The organism is Pseudomonas sp. SHLD1, from assembly GCF_028640935.1.
Lineage (GTDB): Bacteria > Pseudomonadota > Gammaproteobacteria > Pseudomonadales > Pseudomonadaceae > Chryseomonas > Chryseomonas aestiva.
Window position 1 is genome coordinate 1,032,830 of record NZ_JAQZAD010000013.1, and the last position, 16,041, is coordinate 1,048,870.

15 protein-coding genes and 1 pseudogene are annotated in these 16,041 nt (G+C 64.9%); 3 read left to right on the plus strand and 13 right to left on the minus strand.

Annotated features, from left to right (window positions below; all coding sequences use genetic code 11):
• Positions 1 to 11: 11 nt before the first annotated feature.
• Both PVZ77_RS26065 and PVZ77_RS26070 read right to left on the minus strand, forming a co-directional pair.
• Positions 12 to 875 carry a methyl-accepting chemotaxis protein gene (locus PVZ77_RS26065; protein WP_443218054.1) on the minus strand — a complete coding sequence of 288 codons (864 nt, stop codon included), beginning with the start codon at positions 873 to 875 and terminating at the stop codon, positions 12 to 14.
• Positions 867 to 1,682, minus strand: a pseudogene (locus PVZ77_RS26070) (MCP four helix bundle domain-containing protein); the annotation flags it as partial. The pseudogene PVZ77_RS26070 and the gene PVZ77_RS26065, both read right to left, overlap by 9 nt.
• Before the next feature lie 162 nt (positions 1,683 to 1,844).
• Here PVZ77_RS26070 and PVZ77_RS10225 point away from each other — a divergent pair.
• A complete protein-coding gene (locus PVZ77_RS10225; protein WP_273807455.1) occupies positions 1,845 to 3,035 on the plus strand; it encodes an MFS transporter in 1,191 nt (396 codons plus the stop codon).
• Here the strand turns inward: PVZ77_RS10225 and PVZ77_RS10230 are convergent.
• Positions 3,032 to 3,298 carry a hypothetical protein gene (locus tag PVZ77_RS10230; RefSeq protein WP_273807456.1) on the minus strand — a complete coding sequence of 89 codons (267 nt, stop codon included), beginning with the start codon at positions 3,296 to 3,298 and terminating at the stop codon, positions 3,032 to 3,034. The two genes, PVZ77_RS10225 and PVZ77_RS10230, sit on opposite strands and share 4 nt — an antisense overlap.
• 50 nt (positions 3,299 to 3,348) lie before the next feature.
• Positions 3,349 to 3,798, minus strand: coding sequence for a MarR family winged helix-turn-helix transcriptional regulator (locus PVZ77_RS10235; RefSeq protein WP_273807457.1), 450 nt, complete (start codon positions 3,796 to 3,798; stop codon positions 3,349 to 3,351).
• Positions 3,799 to 4,049: 251 nt separating this feature from the next.
• Between PVZ77_RS10235 and PVZ77_RS10240 the strand changes: the two genes are divergently transcribed.
• Positions 4,050 to 5,210 carry an MFS transporter gene (locus PVZ77_RS10240; protein ID WP_273807524.1) on the plus strand — a complete coding sequence of 387 codons (1,161 nt, stop codon included), beginning with the start codon at positions 4,050 to 4,052 and terminating at the stop codon, positions 5,208 to 5,210.
• An 89-nt stretch (positions 5,211 to 5,299) separates the two neighbouring features.
• A complete protein-coding gene (locus tag PVZ77_RS10245) occupies positions 5,300 to 5,956 on the plus strand; it encodes an ion channel (RefSeq protein ID WP_273807458.1) in 657 nt (218 codons plus the stop codon).
• Here PVZ77_RS10245 and solA read toward each other — a convergent pair.
• The 9 genes from solA to PVZ77_RS10290 all read right to left on the minus strand — a co-directional run bounded on the left by solA (position 5,953) and on the right by PVZ77_RS10290 (position 15,955).
• Positions 5,953 to 7,122 (minus strand): N-methyl-L-tryptophan oxidase, encoded by a 1,170-nt coding sequence (solA, locus tag PVZ77_RS10250; RefSeq protein WP_273807459.1) that lies wholly within the window; start codon positions 7,120 to 7,122, stop codon positions 5,953 to 5,955. The two genes, PVZ77_RS10245 and solA, sit on opposite strands and share 4 nt — an antisense overlap.
• A 300-nt stretch (positions 7,123 to 7,422) precedes the next feature.
• Entirely contained in the window at positions 7,423 to 8,706 is a 1,284-nt protein-coding gene (locus PVZ77_RS10255) for a TRAP transporter large permease (protein ID WP_273807460.1), read from the minus strand.
• Positions 8,703 to 9,344, minus strand: coding sequence for a TRAP transporter small permease (locus PVZ77_RS10260; RefSeq protein ID WP_273807461.1), 642 nt, complete (start codon positions 9,342 to 9,344; stop codon positions 8,703 to 8,705). Before PVZ77_RS10260 ends, PVZ77_RS10255 begins: the two co-directional genes overlap by 4 nt.
• 55 nt (positions 9,345 to 9,399) lie before the next feature.
• Positions 9,400 to 10,401, minus strand: coding sequence for a TRAP transporter substrate-binding protein (locus PVZ77_RS10265; protein ID WP_273807462.1), 1,002 nt, complete (start codon positions 10,399 to 10,401; stop codon positions 9,400 to 9,402).
• Between the two features lie 72 nt (positions 10,402 to 10,473).
• Positions 10,474 to 11,355, minus strand: a complete 882-nt coding sequence (locus PVZ77_RS10270) for an HpcH/HpaI aldolase/citrate lyase family protein (protein WP_273807463.1) — start codon at positions 11,353 to 11,355, stop codon at positions 10,474 to 10,476.
• A complete protein-coding gene (locus PVZ77_RS10275; protein WP_273807464.1) occupies positions 11,352 to 12,551 on the minus strand; it encodes a CaiB/BaiF CoA transferase family protein in 1,200 nt (399 codons plus the stop codon). Before PVZ77_RS10275 ends, PVZ77_RS10270 begins: the two co-directional genes overlap by 4 nt.
• 16 nt (positions 12,552 to 12,567) lie before the next feature.
• Positions 12,568 to 13,917, minus strand: coding sequence for an MmgE/PrpD family protein (locus tag PVZ77_RS10280; protein ID WP_273807465.1), 1,350 nt, complete (start codon positions 13,915 to 13,917; stop codon positions 12,568 to 12,570).
• A 10-nt stretch (positions 13,918 to 13,927) separates the two neighbouring features.
• Positions 13,928 to 15,091 carry an acyl-CoA dehydrogenase family protein gene (locus PVZ77_RS10285; protein ID WP_443218041.1) on the minus strand — a complete coding sequence of 388 codons (1,164 nt, stop codon included), beginning with the start codon at positions 15,089 to 15,091 and terminating at the stop codon, positions 13,928 to 13,930.
• 36 nt (positions 15,092 to 15,127) lie between these two features.
• A complete protein-coding gene (locus PVZ77_RS10290) occupies positions 15,128 to 15,955 on the minus strand; it encodes an FAS1-like dehydratase domain-containing protein (RefSeq protein WP_273807466.1) in 828 nt (275 codons plus the stop codon).
• Between the last annotated feature and the right edge of the window lie 86 nt (positions 15,956 to 16,041).

Below are 16,041 nucleotides of genomic sequence, written 5' to 3' on the forward strand. Positions count from 1 at the left end.
GCCCGCCCGTCCTAGACCACGAAGCGCTGCAGGGCGCCGTGCAGATCGGCGGCCAGGGCGGAAAGCTGCTGGCTGCTGGCACTGGTCTGCTGGGCGCCGGCGGCGGTCTGGGTCGCCGCGTCGCGAATCAGCGTCAGGTTGCGATCGACCGCCGCCGTGGTAGCCGTCTGCTCTTCGGTGGCCGCGGCGATGGCGTCGTTGCGCTGGCCGATGGCGGTGATGGCCTGGGTGATGCCTTCCAGCACCTGCCAGGTCGCCTGGGCCTGGTCGCGGGTGTGGCTGGCCTGGAGGCGACTCTGATCCAGGGCGGTCACCGTCTTCTCGCTGACCTGCTGCATGCCGTCGATCAGGCCTTCGATCTCGCGGGTAGAGTCACCCGTACGGCGAGCCAGGCCACGCACCTCGTCGGCCACCACGGCGAAGCCGCGTCCGGCGTCCCCGGCACGGGCCGCCTCGATGGCGGCGTTGAGCGCCAGCAGGTTGGTCTGCTCGGCGACGTTGCGGATGACATCGAGCATCTTGCTGATGCCCTTGGATTGCTCGGCCAGCTGGTCGGCCTGGTTGGCCGCCTCGTCCACATTGCCCACCAGCTGGGTGATGGCGGCCAGCGTCTGGCGGACCTGCGTCTGCCCCTGCTTGGCCTGATCGACGCAGCGTTGCGATTCGGCGGAGGTGGAGGTCGCGTGCTCGCACACCGCCTGGACCGCCTGATTGAGCTGGGTGACGGCATTGGCCGCATGCTGGATATCGGTCGTCTGCTGCTCCAGGTTGCGGCAGCTTTCATCCATCACGGCACTCACCTGGGTCGAGGCCGAAGCCAGTTGCTCCGAGGCGTTGCCGGTATGGGCCAGCACCTCGCGCAGATTACCCTGCATACGCTCCAGCGCCAGCAGCAGCATGGCTGCCTCGTCGCGTCCCCGGGGCTGGATGTTCTGCCGCAGATCACCCGCGGCGATGCCGCCGGAGATGTCCAACGCCTGGCGCAGCGGCTGCACCACGCTACGCGTCAGTCGCCAGGCCAGGAGCAGCAGCAGCAGAATGGCACCGCCAATGACAGACCAGACGATGGCGCGGGCCTGCAGGAACTGCACGTTCGCCACCTCCTTGGCCTGGGCCGCGCCCTGCTTGTTCAATTCGCGCAGCAATTGCACCTGCATGTCCATCAGGTCGCCCTTGAGGCCCACCACGGTATCCAGCTGCATCCGCGCGGCCAGGACCTGCTGCTGCTCGATCAGGCGCACCTCTTCGCGCAGGCCTTCCACGAAAGGCAGATAGGCCTCATGCAGGGCCTTGATCGAATCCCCTTCGGTCGCGTCGGTGACGACCGGCGCATAGTCCCGGAACAGCTGATCGGTTTCGTTGACCAGTTGCTCCAGGGTGACCCGGCTCATGGCCACGGCGCCCGGATCCTCGGCATTGAGCAGGACCCCCGAGGCCTGGCTGCGCAGCTTGCCGAGGTTGATCGCCAGGGAATCGGCGATGGCGATACTGGGTAACCAGTCCTGCTCCATGCTCAGGGCCTGACGGCGCAGCTGCTGCATCTCCCACAGCGAAAAGCTGCCCAATCCGGCGAGCAGCACGGCGGCGAAGGTAAAGGAGAACAGCATCCGCGGGCCGGTCTTGAGGGCTCTCAGCCAGGAGCGGCGAGACAGGCGGCGAAGGGGCGCGAGGATCCGAAGCATGGGGGCGTCACTGCAGGAAGACGGTCAAGCACAGCAGCCTAGGCAAGCAAGATGTCGAGTTGATTACAAAATGCCATTGCCCGAAAAAATCATACGATTGCGGCGAAAGGTAACTGGGGCTAAGGTCCTTCCCCTCCGTTCGCCACCCTGCTCGACGCTGTCATGACCACCCCTACCGTCAAGGCTTCGCCTTTCCAGATCCTGCTGCTCGGCATCGCCCAGATCCTCGTCTGGGGCGGCTCCTTTTTCATTCTCGCGGTGCTGGCCGATCCGGTGGTACAGGAGACCGGCTGGTCCCGGCAATGGGTCTATGGCGGTCTCTCGCTTGGGGTTCTGGTCTCCGGCCTGCTCGCACCGGCGTGCGGCCGCCTGATCGCCCGCCAGGGCGGCCGCACGCTGCTGTCGCTGAGCGGCGTGGGGGTGGCCGCCGGGCTGACCCTGATGGCCAGCGCCCAGCATCTGCCACTGTTCCTGCTCGCCTGGGTGGTGATGGGTATCGGCATGGCCGCGGGTCTGTACGATGCATTGTTCGCGACCCTGGGCACCTGCTACGGCACCCAGGCCCGCTCGGCGATCAGCGGCATCACCCTGGTCTCCGGCTTCTGCACTGCCATTACCTGGCCCGTCGCCGCCTTCATGGTGAGTCATCTGGGCTGGCGCGGCGCCTGCCTGGTCTATGCGGCCGTCCTGTTGCTGACGATCTGGCCGCTGTATCGACGCGCCTTGCCCGCGCCGGCCCTCTCGACCCAGGCACCGCGGCCCAACCAGGCGGCTGCGGCGGTACCGGTGAATAGCGCCCTGTACACCGTACTCACGGCCCTTTTTACCCTGGGCGCGGTGCTGATGACAGCCATCTCCATCCAGCTGATCACCCTGTTGCAGGGGATCGGCTACAGCCTGGCCAGCGCCGTGGCCCTGAGCGCCTGCCTGGGGCCAAGTCAGGTCGCCTCGCGGATCATCGACCTGCTCAACCGCAACGGCCACCCGTTGTGGACGGCCCTGGCCTCGGTGGTCTGCACAGCCGCCGGCCTGCTGCTGGTGACCCTGGGGCCCGGCCTGGTCTGGGTGACGGTCGTGGGTCTGGTGATCTTCGGTGCGGGCAATGGCCTGAGGGCCATCATTCGTGGTGCCCTGCCATTGGCGCTCTGGGGTCCAGCGGAATACGCCACCATCCTCGGACGCATGGCGCGCCCGGCATTACTTGGCCAGGCCGCCACGCCCCTGCTCTGCGGCTATGTCTTGGAACGCCACGGCCCCCAGGCGGTGCTGGGTCTGCTCTGCCTGCTGGCGCTGATCAACGTGGCCCTGGTCGCCTGGTTGTTCAGGGCGATCCTCAGGCGTCGCGACGCCTAGTCACAGGCGATTTCCAGGGGTACCAGGCGCAGCTTGATGCCGGTGCGACGCAGGGTGAGGATATCGCCCTCGCGCTGCCCGACCTCGTCACCCAGGGTGCTGCGCAGCGTTTTCTCGTCGAGCAGCTGGGCGTAGGTCCGGGGATCTTCCCCCTGGCAGCTTTCGGCGATATGCAATTCGCCCTGCAGCAGCTTGCCCGCAGTGCGCCCGCTGGTGAGATCCACGAGCAGGTAATCCTGGTCAGGCTGGTACTTGAAGGTCATGCGAATTCCCCGGCGACTGTAGCCATGGGAACCGCTCGTACCCGGTTGGTTCACGTCGGGTTACCTTCCTCGTCCAGCCGAGTGCGCAGCATGACCAGGGTCTCGCGCAGATCATCCAGGCCCGCATCGCCCAGGGCGCAGACCTGCCGCACCCGGCTGTTGACCCCATTGGCCTGATCGCGCAGTGCGCGACCCGCGGGCGTCAGTTCGATCGACAGGTTGCGCTCGTCTTCGGCACTGCGACGGCGCGTGACCAGCCCGGCGGCCTCGAGGCGCTTGACCACGGGGGTCAGGGCACCGGAATCCTGCCGCAGCCGATTGGACAATTCCTTGAGCGTGAGGCCGTCATGCTCCCAGAGCACCAGCATGATCAGGTACTGCGGGAAGGTCAGGCCCATGCTCTCCAGCAGGGGCTTGTAGAGTTGCGTCATCGCCAGCGAAGCCGAGTACAGGGAAAAGCAGAGTTGCTGGTCGAGGAGCAGTGGATCTTTGGCTGTCATGGGATCTGCCATTACAAAAAGCGTGAAAAGAGTGGAAGGTGCGATCTATCCCCAGCCAGGTCAAGCGCCCGGGTGGCGTGGGGTCGGTTGCCGGAAACATCCGGTAACTGGCACTGGATTCCGATACCACAGGATGCCACAGTGAGCGGCTGGACATAAATAATAAGGGTAATACCTGCATGGCCGTTTCCTCTGCCACGTCAGCCGTTCCTGGCGAAAATCCCCCCGCCGCCCTGGCCGGCGCCTCGCCGATGGTGGCGGGAATCCTCACCTCCTGTGCGCTGGCTCACCTCATCAACGACCTGATCCAATCCGTCCTGCCCTCGATCTATCCAATGCTCAAGGACAGTTATGGTCTGACTTTTACCCAGATCGGTCTGATCACCCTGGCGTTCCAGATCACCGCCTCCCTGCTGCAACCCTGGATCGGCTTCCATACCGACCGCCATCCTAAACCCTATCTGCTGCCCGCCGGCATGGTCTGTACCCTGGTTGGCGTACTGCTGCTCGCCTTTGTCGGCAGTTTTCCCGCGATCCTGGCCGCTTCGGCGCTGATCGGCGTCGGCTCCTCGACCTTTCACCCGGAAACCTCGCGGGTAGCCCGCCTGGCTTCGGGAGGACGCTTCGGCCTGGCGCAATCCACCTTCCAGGTCGGTGGCAACGCCGGCACCGCCATCGGCCCCCTGCTGGCGGCAGCCATCGTCATTCCCTATGGTCAGACTCATGTCGCCTGGTTCGCGCTCTTCGCGTTGTTCGCCATCGGCGTGCAATACGGGCTGTCGCGCTGGTACCGCAATCACCTGCGTAGCGCCAAGGGGCGCAAGGTGGCCGCGGTCAGCCACGGCCTGTCGCGCGGCCAGGTGACCTTCGCGCTGATCGTGCTGGCGCTGCTGGTATTCTCCAAGTACATCTACATGGCCAGCATCACCAGCTACTTCACCTTCTATCTCATCGAGCGTTTCGGCCTCTCGGTGGCCAGCTCCCAGCTGCACCTCTTTCTCTTCCTGGGTGCGGTCGCGGCCGGAACCTTCTTCGGTGGTCCCATCGGCGACCGCATCGGCCGCAAGGCGGTCATCTGGTTCTCGATCCTGGGCGCGGCGCCCTTCACCCTCGCCCTGCCCTATGTCGATCTGTTCTGGACCAGTGTGCTCAGCGTGATCATCGGCTTCATCCTGGCCTCGGCCTTCTCGGCCATCGTGGTCTACGCCCAGGAGCTGGTACCAGGCAACGTGGGCATGATCGCCGGGATCTTCTTCGGCCTGATGTTCGGCGTCAGTGCCATCGCCGCCGCGGGACTGGGCAATCTCGCTGACCATCGCGGCATCGAATACGTCTACCAGCTGTGTTCCTACATGCCGCTGCTGGGTGTCCTGACCATCCTGCTGCGCTCTACTCGCCGCAAGGCGGCCTGAGGTCCGCGCCACGGGAGCACGAGGCTCCCGTGGCGAAGCGCTTCGCCACCCGCTACGCTGGCCGCCCCTGAGCCTTTCGCCGAGTCGCGATGAAGAGTCCGCTGCACTACCTGGTCCGTTACCCCTCCGCCAACCTGCTGTTCATCCAGTTGCTCGGGCTGCTGCTCTACCCCTTCGTGGAGCAGGAAGAACATGGGCGCGCCATCATCGGTGCCTTTGGCATCATCGTCCTCGCTACCGCCCTGCGCATGGTGCGACGGAGCCCGACCATCCAGTGGCTGGGGTTCATTCTCGCCGGCTGCATCCTGGTGCTCACGGTACTGGTGGAGTGGCAGGGCAATCGCCACCTGGTGGTGTCCCTGGCCATCCTCGATGCGGTCTTCTACTTCTATGCCGCGGGCAGTCTCATCGCCTACATGATGGAAGACCAGCGGGCGACCACCGATGAACTCTTCGCCGTGGGTGCGACCTTCACCCTGCTGGCCTGGGCCTTCGCCCACGCCTACTCCGCCTGCCAGATCCTGCAGCCCAACAGCTTCACCGCCGCCAACGATCCCCTGGCCGCACGCACCTGGACCGAGCTGCTCTACGTCAGCTTCGCCATCCTCTCCGGCGTCGGCCTGAGCGATATCTACCCGATCAAGCCGATGGCCCGCTCGCTGGTCATGCTCGGCCAGTTCTCCGGTGTCATGTACATCGCCCTGGTGGTGACCCGGCTGGTCACCCTGACGGTGCGCAGCCGCTAGCCGAATCGCGCCAGGCCGAAGCTGCCGAGATCGATGTCGCTGCGCCCGGCGGTCACGCGCTGGGCGAGCGCTTCGCCCAGCGCGGCCGAATGCTTGAAGCCATGCTCCGAACAGGCACTCACCACGGTCACGCCCGGTAGCGCCGGGTGTTCGTCGACGATGAAGCCGAAGTCGGGCGTCACGGTGTAGGCGCAGACAGCGCTGCGCACCGCCCGGCTTGAAAGACCGTCAACCCAGCTCCCCACTTGATTACTGAACAGCTCGCTTGACTCTTCAGGATTGAGAAATCTTTCAACTTCTATAGGGGTGGTATTATCGCGGTATTGTTCCGTGGCGACCTTCACGGCATTTTCGCCAGGCAGAGGTGGAAAGCCGTAGAAGAGATCGCTGTCGCCACTGCCATGGGCGAGGATGAAACTCGGTGAATCCGCCGGAAACAGTTCGGGCCTGGCGACTTCGAACCAGTGCAGGGTCTGACGGCAGACGCGCAGCAGCCGGTCGAAAGGTGCGCCCAGCAATTCAGCGCTCCACATGCCGGCGGCGACGACGACCCGCTTCGCCCGCCAACGGCCCTGGGCCGAATGCAGCAATACGCCCTGCTCGTCCGTCTCCAGCCGTTCGATGACGGTATCGGTATGGATCTGGGCACCCCGCTCGCGCGCGCCGTCCAGTTGCGCCTGGATACAGGCTTCCGGATAGAGATAACCCCCACCTGGTTCGAAATAGCCCAGCGCGTCTTCCGCTACCCGGAATTGCGGAAACCGCTGGCGAATGGCGGCGCCATCCCAGGCTTCATGAGGGATCCCGTACTGGCGCGCCAGCTCCAGGGTGGCCTGGGTAAAATCCGGGCGACCGTGATGGGAGGTTGCCGTCGCGGTGGCGGTCATGATCAGTACCCCGCACTGCTCGAACAGGCTGACGTTCTGCTCCGCCTCCAGCTCGCGCCAGAGTTGCTGCGAGCGAATCGCCAAGGGTACGTAGGCTGCGCCCTCGCCCACCGCCTGGCGAGTAATGCGTGTCGCGCCGTGACTGGAGCCAAGGTCATGGGGCGGCGTATAGCGATCGATGCCTGCGACCTTCACTCCGCGCCTGGCCAGTTGGTAAAGCGTGGCCGCGCCCATGGCGCCCAGGCCCAGGACAATGACGTCATGAGTTGTGTTGGTCATCCTGTCTCCCTGCCTTCTTCGCTGATTGAGCGGCGAACGCTAGCAAGACGAGCTGCCCAGGACCAAGAGCGGAATTAGAGATGGGTGGTCCTTGTCTCCATGACATGCTCGTGTAAGAGGAATCGGAGGGTAGCAGCTCGACCTACATAGGGGTGGTATTAATCGAGGATCGCTTCATGGGCCGCGTAGCGACAAGGACGGTCGTGATTGATCGTTCCGTTCGTGGCGTCGCCTCAGCCGCTACAGCGAAGAGTCCGGTCGCACGTCGCCGGACTCTTCACCCAGTCACCCTCTTCTGCCTCAGGTCATGCCCAACCAGTTCGGCAAGGCCAGGGACAGATAAGGCACGTAGGTCACCAGGATGAGGAAGGCGAGCATCACCAGCAGCCAGGGGGAAACGGCCTTGATGGTGGTGGTGAGTGGCATGCCGGTCACCGCTGAGGTGACGAACAGATTGAGCCCTGTCGGCGGTGTGATCAGTCCGATCTCCATGTTGACCACCATGATGATCCCCAGATGGATCGGATCTATCCCGAGCTGAACGGCGATCGGGAAGAGGATGGGTGCGAGAATCAGGATGATCGCCGACGGCTCCATGAAGGTGCCCGCGATCAGCAGCACGATGTTTACCACGATCAGGAATTCCACTGGCGAGAAGCCTTGATCCACTACCCAGCGGGTGATCGACTGGGGAATCTGCTCGGTGGTCAGGACGTGGGCGAAGAGCATGGCGTTGGCGATGATGAACATCAGTACGACAGACAGCTTGGCTGCGTCGATCAACACCCGCTGGCACTGCCGCAGCTTCATGTCCTTGTGCACGAAGACCGCGACGATGGCTGCATAGATCGCCGAGACCGCCGCCGCTTCTGTGGGGGTGAACATGCCGGAATAGATGCCGCCGAGGATGATGACGATCAGCATCAGACCCCAGATGGCGCGCCGTCCGGTGCGCAACACCTCCTGGAACGAGGCTCGCGGCAGCGCCGGAATGTTCTTGATGCGGGCAATGATGTAGATGGTCACCATCAGCACCAGCCCCAGCAGCAACCCCGGTACCACCCCCGCCATGAACAGCTTGCCCACCGAGGATTCGGTGGCCGTCGCATAGACCACCATGACGATGGAGGGCGGGATGAGAATCCCCAGGGTGCCGGCATTGCAGACGATGCCTGCCGCGAATTCGCGCTTGTAGCCCGAACGGACCATGCCGGCGATGACGATGGAGCCCACCGCGGCGACGGTGGCTGGCGACGATCCGCAGAGGGCGGCGAACAGCATGCAGGCCAGGATCGCGGCGATGGCCAATCCGCCCCTGATATGGCCGACGCAGGCGTTGGCGAACTCGATCAGCCGATGAGCTACCCCGCCCGTGGTCATGAAGGCTCCGGCCAGGAGAAAGAACGGAATGGCCATCAGGGTGTAGTGCTCGCTGGTCTCGAACAGCTTGATGGCCAGCGAGCGCACCGAGTCGTTGCTGAACAGCAGGATGGTGAGGGCACTGGAAAGCCCCAGGGAGATGGCCACCGGAATGCCGATGAACATGAGGGCGAACAGCGCCAGGAACAGGAAGGCAATGGTCATGACTGGCGCTCCGTGCCGGGCTGGCCGTCGACGAGCCGGAGGGCATCCTCGGCTTCACTGTGTCCACCGAAGCCGTTCTGCTCGTTGCGCAGGATGCGCAGGAACACCTCGACGAAGCGGATGAGCATGAGGGCAAAGCCGATCGGCACGATCATGACGATATGCCACTGACGCAGACCGAAGCGGTCGAGATCCTCGGCACCGATGTTGGCGTTCATCAGCGCCGATACCCATTGCTGGCTGGAATAGGTCATCAGTCCGCAATAGCAGATACAGATGCCGACCGCCAGCAGGGCGACCACCTTGCGCAAGGCGGGTGGAAAGGTCTTGACCAGCAGATCGACCCCCAGGTGAGCGCCGATGCGCACGCCCCAGGCCAGACCGATGAAGATCAGCCAGCCGAACACCGCCTTGGTCAGGGCGATGCTCCAGGTCATTTCCTGGGAGATGAAGAGAAGGCCGTCGCCCATGGCCAGCAGCGGCCTTTCCAGAAAGGCCAGGCGATCGGCCAGATAATAGAAAACGGCGTAAACGTTGTTGACTACCACGTAGACGAAGGTGATCAGGGTCATGGCCGCCAGCAGGAAGGCGACGAGCGCCTCCTCCAGCCGGCACCAGAGACGGGTCACGGCGGGCATACGAACCTCCAACAGGCACTGACAGGGGGCGAAAGAAGGAAGCGCTCGCGGGTCTTCAGCTGGCCTTGTTGGCGTTGACGGCAGCGTCGATCACCTCGCCGCCGATCTCCCCTTCGAACTTCTTCCAGACCGGTTGCATGGTCTTGCGCCACTCCTCGCGTTGCGCGGGGGTCAATTCGATGATCTCGCTGGTACCGGCCTTGGCGATGGCGCTGCGCGCCTCGTCATTGAGTGCCTGGGCCTGGCGGTTCACCTCCAGGGTGACCTCGCCCATCACCTTGTCCAGCTCGGTGCGCACGTCTTCGGGCAAGCCCTGCCAGAACTTGGTGTTGGTGATCACCATGTAGTCGATCAGGCCGTGGTTGGACTCGGTGAAGTAAGGCTGAACCTCGTAGACTTTCTGGCTGTAGTAGTTGGACCAGGTGTTCTCGGTGCCATTGACGACCCCGGTCTGCAGGCCCTGGTACACCTCGGCGAAACTCATCTTGCGCGGTGCGGCGCGTAGCGCCTTGAATTGCTCGTCGAGGACTGCAGAGGCCTGGACACGGAACTTGAGGCCGCGGGCGTCCCTGGGTTCGCGTAGCGGCTTGTTGGCCGAGAGCACCTTGAGACCGTTGTGCCAGTAGGCCAGACCGGTGATGCCCTTGCCTTCCATGCTGGTCAGCAACGCCTTGCCCTGGGGACCGGCCTGGAAGCGATCGACCGCGGCCATGTCGTCGAACAGGAAAGGCAGATCGAAGACCTGCACCGCCTTGGCGTAGTGCTCGAACTTGGCCAGCGAAGGGGCCAGCATCTGCACGTCGCCCAGCAGCAGGGCCTCCATTTCCTTGCCGTCGCCGAACAAGGACGAGTTGGGATAGACCTCGACCTTCACCCGGCCGGGCAGGCGCTCTTCCGCGAGCTTCTTGAACAGCACCGCGCCCTGCCCCTTGGGCGTGTGCTCGGCGACCACATGGGCAAACTTGATGGTAATGGGCGCTTCATCTGCCGCGTAAAGCGAACCGGCGAAGGAAAACACGGCGGCACAGAACAGCGTCTTGATGGTCAACGTGGGCATGGCGACACCTCATCTTGTTTTTGTAATCAGGTCGGGTTTATTAAACGCGCCCCCTCCCTGGGGTGGAATTCATCATTGCCCAACAGGGCCTTCAGCTCTGCCTAACACCGGAGCCCCTGTTTCCAGACGCCTCAGCAGTCGTTGAGCCCGCCCGATGACGGGTGCATCGATCATTTTCCCGTCGACGACGAAGACCCCCACGTCGCCCTGACTCGCCGCGATCACCTGCCGCGCCCAGTCGATTTCCGCTGGCGTCGGCCGCAGGCTGTCATGCACCACCGCGACCTGGCGGGGATGGATGCACAACAGGCCGCCGAAGCCCTGGTCACGCGCACTGGCGGTGGCCGTCGCCAGACCGGCCAGGTCATCGATGGCCGGAAAGACGCTGTCCAGCGGCGCGGGCAGCCCGGCCAGTCGGCCTTCCAGCAGGAGTAGAAAGCGTGCCTGATCCAGCAGCCGTTCGGCTGCCGCCGTACCGCTTTCCAGCCCGAGATCCAGGCCCAGATCCAGACCTCCGAGCACCAGGCGCCCCACCCCGGCAGCCCCGGCGATCTCCTTGAGTCGATCCAGCCCCCGGGCGCTCTCGATGATCGGCCAGACGGGCTTGCCCGTCTCGGCATGGACGCGCTCGACCTGGGCGGCGCTTTCCGCCTTGGGCAGGACGACCCCGAGCACCTGCCCCAGGCGTTGGCACAGCGCCAGGTCGTCGCCATGCGCCGAGTGAGCGGCGGCGTTGACGCGTATCCAGACCCGCAGGGCAGGCGTGGCGAGTAGCGCCTGTTCGAGGGTGCCGCGCGCTGCCGTCTTGGCGGCTTCAGCGACCGCATCCTCCAGGTCCACGATCACCACATCGGCACCGCTGGCCACGGCCTTGGCGATTCGCTCCGGGCGAGTCGCCGGAACGAACAGGGCGGAGCGAGGATCAGCGGGAAGCTCGTTGGCGGTAGGGGTCATAGCGCACCTCGCTGGCGCAACGCGTCCAGCACGGCGCGGTCATAGCCCAGCTCCTGCAATACCGCTTCGGTGTGCTCGCCCAGCGCCGGGACCGGATCCATCCGCGGCTCGAAGGCACTGTTGCTGGCCGGTGGCAACAAGGCGGGCAAGGGACCGGCCGGACTGCCGACCTCACGCCAGCGATCGCGCTCGCGCAACTGGGGATGCGCCCAGACGGCCGCCATGTCATTCACCTGGGCATTGGCGATCTGCGCCCGCTCCAGGCGGGCGATGACCTCTTCGGTCTTGAGCTGGGCGAACGCCTCGACGATCAAGTCACGCAGCACGCCGCGATTCGCCGAGCGTTTGAAGTTGGCGGAAAATCGTGGATCGCTAACCAGTTCCGGCTGCAACAGCACCTGCTCACAGAAGAGCTGCCACTCCCGCTCATTCTGCAGGCCCAGCATTACCGTGCCGCCATCGCCCGCGGGAAAGGGCCCGTAGGGGTAGATGGTGGAATGGGCGGCGCCGGCGCGCGCGGGTGGCGGCATGCCGGCGTAGGCGTAATACAGCGGATAGCCCATCCACTCCACCAGGCTCTCGAGCATGCTGACCTCGACGCGACTGCCCTCCCCCGTCCGCTCCCGCAACAGCAGCGCCGACAGGATGCCGCTGTAGGCGTACATGCCGGCTGCGATATCCGCGATCGAGCAGCCAGCCTTGGCCAGTTGGTCATCGTCCGGTCCCCCCGTCACCGAGAGAAAACCCGCCTCGCTCTGAATCAGCAGGTCGTAGGCTTTCTTGCGCTCATAGCGGCCACCGCCGCCATAGCCGGACACGTCGCAGACGATCAGCCGCGGAAAGCGCGCGTGCAGGACGTCGAAATCCAGCCCCAGCCGACTGGCCGCGCCCGGCGCCAGGTTCTGCAACAGGACGTCCGCCTTGGCGAGCAACCCCTCCAGCACGGCCAGGGCGTCGTCCTGCTTGAGATCCAGGGCCACGCTCTCCTTGGAACGGTTGGTCCAGACGAAGTGGGAGGCGAGTCCGGCGACACGCTCGTCGTAACCGCGGGCGAAATCGCCACTGCCTGGCCGCTCGATCTTGATCACCCGGGCGCCCAGGTCGGCCAGCTGCCGGGAGCAGAACGGGGCCGCGATCGCATGCTCGAGACTCACGACCGTGATGCCATCCAGAGGACGAGGTTTTTCGACAGCCATCTTGGTTCACTCCAGATCAGGTGAAATAGTAGAGATCCACGCCCTCGTGCAGCCGCCAGGCCCGGGCGATCAGGGCCTCGGCCTCGACGGGTGGGCGTTTGCCGGCGAAGGCGACCAGCCGGCGGAACTTGTCTTCCAATTCAGCCCGGTCGAGGGTATTGCCGGGATCACCCTTGGGCTCGTCGATACGCCCCTGTAGAACGGCGCCCTGGCGGGTCGTCACCTCGACCCTTCCCAGCCAACGCCGGGGATAGGCGGCATCGACCTCGGGGTCCAGCCGCATGCCGACTCGCGCGCGGAAGGCCGCGACCGCGGGATCGTTCAGCGCGGAATTCGCGAATTCACCCAGTTGCGCCTTGCCATGGACGGCGATCAGGCCCAGCACCGTGCCCATGGAAAACTTCGCCTGATGCACGGTACGCGGCACGTCTACGCGACCGAGCACGTCCAGAGCGCCCTGGTGAACTCGCGCTGTCACCTGGGCGATGTCCTCGGGCGCCAGGCGCTCGCGCTGCATCAGGTCCAACAGGGCATCGGCGGCAGGATGGGTATGCCGACAGGACGCATGGAACTTGAACGAGGTTTCCAGCAAGGCCCAGCGCTGACCCAGGCCATCGCTCAGGCGGCGGGCGTCGGCGTCACTGGAAAGGCCGGCGGCCATCCCCTGCTCGCCTTCCAGGATGTTGCGCGCACCGGTCAGCCCCTGCGCCGTGAGATAGGCCGCCAGCAGCCCATCCGCCGCTGCCTTGGCGGTATGCAGTTGCTTGGAATCCGCCGCGTCACGCAGGAACTCCCAGAGCCCCGCCGCCTGGGTGCCCGCGTTGCCAAGCACCTGGATGAACTGCTCCCGGTTGAAGCCCAGCAATTTGCCCACCGCCACCGCCGCGGCCAGGGTGCCGACGGTGGCCGTGGTGTGGAAGATCCGATAGTGCGAGCGCCCGAGGAATTCACCGATGCGGATGCCCGCCTCGTAGCCGGCGACCGCGGCGACGATCAGCTCCTGCCCGCTTTTTCCCAGGTCCTGGGCCGCGGCCAGTGCGGCGGAAAAGACCACCGTCCCCGGATGCAGCACCGAGCTGTTGTGCAGATCATCCTGCTCCACCAGATGAGAGGCGGCGCCATTGACCAGCGCGGCGGAGTACGGCGAGGTGCCGTAGGGCGCGACGAGTACCCGGGCCCGCCCCCCGCGGGGGCCCATGGTCTGCGCATAGGCATGGAACAGCGGTATGGGATGGCTGCCATCGCTGGCCAGTGCGGAGCCCAGCCAGTCGAGAAACAGCTCTTCGGTCCGAGTGACGACGGTGGCCGGCAGATCCGCATAGACCAGCTCGCCAAGATAGGCCGCCAGACGTTCGGTATGGGTCATGGAAGTCACCCTAGAACGAGCGCGGCAATTCGAGCAGGTGCTCGGCCACGTAAGAAAGAATGAGATTGGTGGAGATGGGCGCCACCTGGTACAGGCGCGTCTCGCGAAACTTGCGCTCGACGTCGTACTCGGTGGCGAAGCCAAAGCCACCGTGCGTCTGCAGACAGGCGTTGGCCGCCTCCCAGCTGGCCTTGGCCGCCAGGTACTTGGCCATGTTGGCCGCAGCCCCGGCGTTTTCGCCGCGGTCGTACAGATCGCAGGCGTGCCAGCGCATCAGATCGGCGGCCTCGATCTCGATATGGGCCTCGGCGATGGGAAACTGCACGCCCTGGTTCTGCCCGATGGGTCGACCGAATACCACCCGGTCGCGGGCATAGTGACTGGCCTTCTCGACGAGCCAGCGGCCATCGCCAATGCATTCCGCGGCAATCAGGGTGCGTTCGGCATTGAGGCCGTCGAGGATGTAGCGAAAACCCTTGCCCTCCTCGCCGATCAGGTTGCTGGCGGGAATTTCCAGCTCGTCGAAGAACAGTTCGTTGGTCTCGTGGTTGACCATGTTGGGGATGGGCCGAACCGTGAGCCCCTTGCCGATGGCCTCACGCAGATCCACCAGAAAGATCGACATACCTTCGGACTTGCGCTGGACGGCCTCCAGGGGTGTGGTCCGCGCCAGCAGGATCATCAGATCGGAATGCTGCACGCGGGAGATCCACACCTTCTGCCCGTTGATCACATAGCGATCGCCCTTGCGCACCGCCGTGGTCTTGATCTTGGTCGTGTCGGTGCCGGTGGTGGGCTCGGTGACGCCCATGGACTGAAGCCGCAGCTCGCCGCTGGCCAGCCGTGGCAGATAGCTGTTCTTCTGTTCTTCGCTGCCGTTCCGCAGCAGGGTGAACATGTTGTACATCTGCCCATGGATGGTGCCGGAGTTGCCCCCGCAGCGGTTCACCTCTTCCAGGATGATGGACGCCTCGGCCAGGCCCAGCCCCGAGCCGCCATAGGCTTCCGGAATCATCGCGGACAGCCAGCCTGCCTCGGTCATCGCCTGGACGAAGTCCTGGGGAAAGCCCTTCTGCTCATCGATTCGGCGCCAGTATTCGGCCGGAAAGCCCGCGCAGAGGCCACGGACGCCGTCGCGAATGGCGGCGAATTCTTCTAGTCGTTCGTCCAGCATGGGGTTTTCTCTCTTGTCGTTATAGGGGCACCGCTGTCACTCGAAACGCAACTGAGCCACCTGGGCGGCACCGTCGCCATTTCCGGCCCACAGCTCCGCTTCGCCGGGCGCGATGACCTGACCACTGAGCGTGAAGGGAGTGGGCGCGATCAGCGGACGAACGCCGCGATAACTGAATTGGCGTATCCGCGCGGTGGGATGGGCGCGACGGAAGCTGCGCAGCAACAGGGTCGCGATGAGCGGGCCGTGGACGACCAGACCGGCATAGCCCTCCTGCTGGGTCGCGTAGGGCCAGTCGTAGTGGATGCGATGACCGTTGAAGGTCACCGCGGAATAGCGGAACAGCAACGTGGGCTCGGGCACCACCGACTCCGCCCAGCCGCCGAGCGCGATGGCTTCGCCGGTGCCCGCCTTGGGCGCCCCGGGCTCGCGATAGACCAGATCCTGCTCCTCGCGCAGTACCAGTTCGTCGCGCTGGAAATAGCGATGCTCGACGGTCACGAACAGCAGGCTGCCGCTGCGGCCCACCTTCTCCTCGACCCGCAGCAGCGTCGAGATGCAGCGGGCCCGCTCGTCAACGCGCAATTCACCGAGAAACTCCAGGCGTCCACCCGCCCACATGCGATTACGCCCTTCCGCCGGCGGCAGGAAGGTGCCCCGCGCCGCATGACCATCGGGCCCGAGCTGGGCACCTGCCACGGGATTATCGAAGAAGGCCCAGTGCCAGAGCGGCGGCAGCGCCTCGCCTGCAGCCAACGGCGGTTCGTCGAGGGTATGGGCAATGCGCGCAACCTGGCGTTGGCCCAGAAACTCCTGGGTTTCGAGCGTCCGGCCCACCCAGGCTTCGGTCGACGTAGTGTTCATGTTTGGCTCCCGTCATCAGGCTCTCGATCAGCTTGCGGGGAGTTGTTTCGTTCTGTGAATTTACATTTGCGTAAGCCGGCATTCGG

Coding starts and splice junctions, on each gene's coding strand:
- PVZ77_RS26065 (WP_443218054.1), bottom strand. CDS start 875: ATGCAGGGTAATCTGCGCGAGGTGCTGGCCCATACCGGCAACGCCTCG.
- PVZ77_RS10225 (WP_273807455.1), top strand. CDS start 1,845: ATGACCACCCCTACCGTCAAGGCTTCGCCTTTCCAGATCCTGCTGCTC.
- PVZ77_RS10230 (WP_273807456.1), bottom strand. CDS start 3,298: ATGACCTTCAAGTACCAGCCTGACCAGGATTACCTGCTCGTGGATCTC.
- PVZ77_RS10235 (WP_273807457.1), bottom strand. CDS start 3,798: ATGACAGCCAAAGATCCACTGCTCCTCGACCAGCAACTCTGCTTTTCC.
- PVZ77_RS10240 (WP_273807524.1), top strand. CDS start 4,050: ATGGTGGCGGGAATCCTCACCTCCTGTGCGCTGGCTCACCTCATCAAC.
- PVZ77_RS10245 (WP_273807458.1), top strand. CDS start 5,300: ATGAAGAGTCCGCTGCACTACCTGGTCCGTTACCCCTCCGCCAACCTG.
- solA (WP_273807459.1), bottom strand. CDS start 7,122: ATGACCAACACAACTCATGACGTCATTGTCCTGGGCCTGGGCGCCATG.
- PVZ77_RS10255 (WP_273807460.1), bottom strand. CDS start 8,706: ATGACCATTGCCTTCCTGTTCCTGGCGCTGTTCGCCCTCATGTTCATC.
- PVZ77_RS10260 (WP_273807461.1), bottom strand. CDS start 9,344: ATGCCCGCCGTGACCCGTCTCTGGTGCCGGCTGGAGGAGGCGCTCGTC.
- PVZ77_RS10265 (WP_273807462.1), bottom strand. CDS start 10,401: ATGCCCACGTTGACCATCAAGACGCTGTTCTGTGCCGCCGTGTTTTCC.
- PVZ77_RS10270 (WP_273807463.1), bottom strand. CDS start 11,355: ATGACCCCTACCGCCAACGAGCTTCCCGCTGATCCTCGCTCCGCCCTG.
- PVZ77_RS10275 (WP_273807464.1), bottom strand. CDS start 12,551: ATGGCTGTCGAAAAACCTCGTCCTCTGGATGGCATCACGGTCGTGAGT.
- PVZ77_RS10280 (WP_273807465.1), bottom strand. CDS start 13,917: ATGACCCATACCGAACGTCTGGCGGCCTATCTTGGCGAGCTGGTCTAT.
- PVZ77_RS10285 (WP_443218041.1), bottom strand. CDS start 15,091: ATGCTGGACGAACGACTAGAAGAATTCGCCGCCATTCGCGACGGCGTC.
- PVZ77_RS10290 (WP_273807466.1), bottom strand. CDS start 15,955: ATGAACACTACGTCGACCGAAGCCTGGGTGGGCCGGACGCTCGAAACC.